This window comes from Rhodoferax sp. UBA5149 (assembly GCF_002413825.1).
Lineage (GTDB): Bacteria > Pseudomonadota > Gammaproteobacteria > Burkholderiales > Burkholderiaceae_C > Rhodoferax.
In genome coordinates this window covers 16858-18466 of sequence record NZ_DHXT01000127.1, presented here as the reverse complement: position 1 = coordinate 18466, position 1609 = coordinate 16858, and the positions used below count along the sequence as shown (strand labels likewise).

3 protein-coding genes are annotated in these 1609 nt (G+C 57.7%); 1 reads left to right on the top strand and 2 read right to left on the bottom strand.

Annotation, left to right across the window (positions count from 1 at the left end; translation table 11 throughout):
* Window positions 1–479: Hsp33 family molecular chaperone HslO (locus B3V69_RS11260; RefSeq protein WP_296446565.1), on the top strand; the 479-nt coding region annotated here is incomplete at its 5' end.
* A gap of 9 nt (window positions 480–488) precedes the next feature.
* Here B3V69_RS11260 and B3V69_RS11255 read toward each other — a convergent pair.
* Entirely contained in the window at window positions 489–764 is a 276-nt protein-coding gene (locus B3V69_RS11255) for a septum formation initiator family protein (RefSeq protein WP_296446563.1), read from the bottom strand.
* 8 nt (window positions 765–772) lie between these two features.
* Window positions 773–1609, bottom strand: an 837-nt coding sequence (gene eno / locus B3V69_RS11250; RefSeq protein WP_296446561.1) for a phosphopyruvate hydratase, incomplete at its 5' end; no start/stop codon positions are given.

Sequence of the window (1609 nt, the reverse complement as noted above, 5' to 3'; positions counted from 1 at the left end):
TGGTGCTGGCGGCGGACGATAAGGTGGCCGCGGGGCTGTTGATCCAGCGCTTGCCGCTGGCCGGCTCCGGCAATCTGGCGGGTAGCCTGGTGAGTCAGGCCAATGAGGATGAAATTGGCCGCAGTGAACACTACAACCGTATTGCCATACTGGCGTCGAGCCTGAAACGTGAAGAACTTTTGACGCTGGACGTTGAGACCATTCTGCGCCGTCTGTTTTGGGAGGAGAGTTTGTCGCGCTTTGAACCCCTGACGGGCGATGCCGCGCCCCGTTTTGCTTGCACCTGCAGTCGCGAGCGCGTGAGCAACATGATTCTTGGGCTGGGCGCCGAGGAGGCGCAAAGCATCGTCGCCGAGCGCGGCAGTATCGAGGTGGGGTGTGAGTTTTGCGGTGCGCAATACCCGTTCGACCCGATTGATGTGGCGCAGATTTTCACCGTGGCCGGTGATCTGCCGCCAGCGAGCGCGGCAGTTCAGTAAGGGCGCGCCTTACTTGGCGATTTGCACGTAAATTTCGTTGGGCTTGACCATGCCGAGCTCCAGTCGCGCCTTTTCCTCGACCATCTCGAGTCCTTCTTTCAGATCCCGAACTTCGGCCGCCAGCCGATTGTTGGCGAGCAGCGCTTGTTGGTTTTTCTGGTTCTGCGCATTGAGCTGCTCCGTCATGCGGGCAACCGCGGGCACGCTGCCACGGCCAAACCACAGCTGCGCGTGAAGAATCACGAGCAGTGCAATCAGAGCGGCCGGGACAACGCGATTGCCCATTAAACGTTTCAGCGCAGGTTATAAAAAGCAGAGCGACCCGGGTAGGTGGCGATGTCGCCCAAGTCTTCTTCAATGCGCAGCAACTGGTTGTATTTGGCCATGCGGTCGGATCGGCTTAAAGATCCGGTCTTGATCTGACCCGCATTGGTACCAACAGCGATGTCGGCGATGGTGGAGTCCTCGGTCTCGCCCGAACGGTGACTGATGACGGCGGTGTAGCCCGCACGCTTGGCCATTTCGATGCAGGCAAAAGTCTCGGTCAAGGTGCCGATCTGGTTGATCTTGATCAGAATCGAGTTGGCAATGCCCTTGTCGATGCCTTCCTTGAAAATCTTGGTGTTGGTGACGAACAGGTCATCGCCGACGATTTGCACTTTTTTGCCCAGCCGATCGGTCAGAATTTTCCAGCCGTCCCAATCGTTTTCGGCCATGCCATCTTCGATGCTGATGATGGGGTATTTGTCAACCCAGGTCGCCAGAATGTTGGTCCACTCTTCCGAGGACAAGGACAAGCCTTCGCCGGCAAGATGGTATTTGCCGTCTTTGTAGAACTCGCTGGCCGCGCAATCAAGACCGATCGCAATCTGCTCACCGGCTGTGAAACCAGCCTTGTCAATGGCGTCCAGGATCATCAAGATCGCCGCTTCGTGGCTGGCTACGCTGGGTGTGAAGCCGCCTTCGTCGCCGACGGCGGTACTCATGCCCTTGTCATTGATGATTTTCTTGAGCGCATGGAACACCTCGGCGCCGTAACGCAGTGCTTCGCGAAAGCTGGGTGCGCCGACCGGGATGATCATGAACTCCTGAATATCAAGGTTATTGTTGGCGTGCGCGCCACCGTTGAC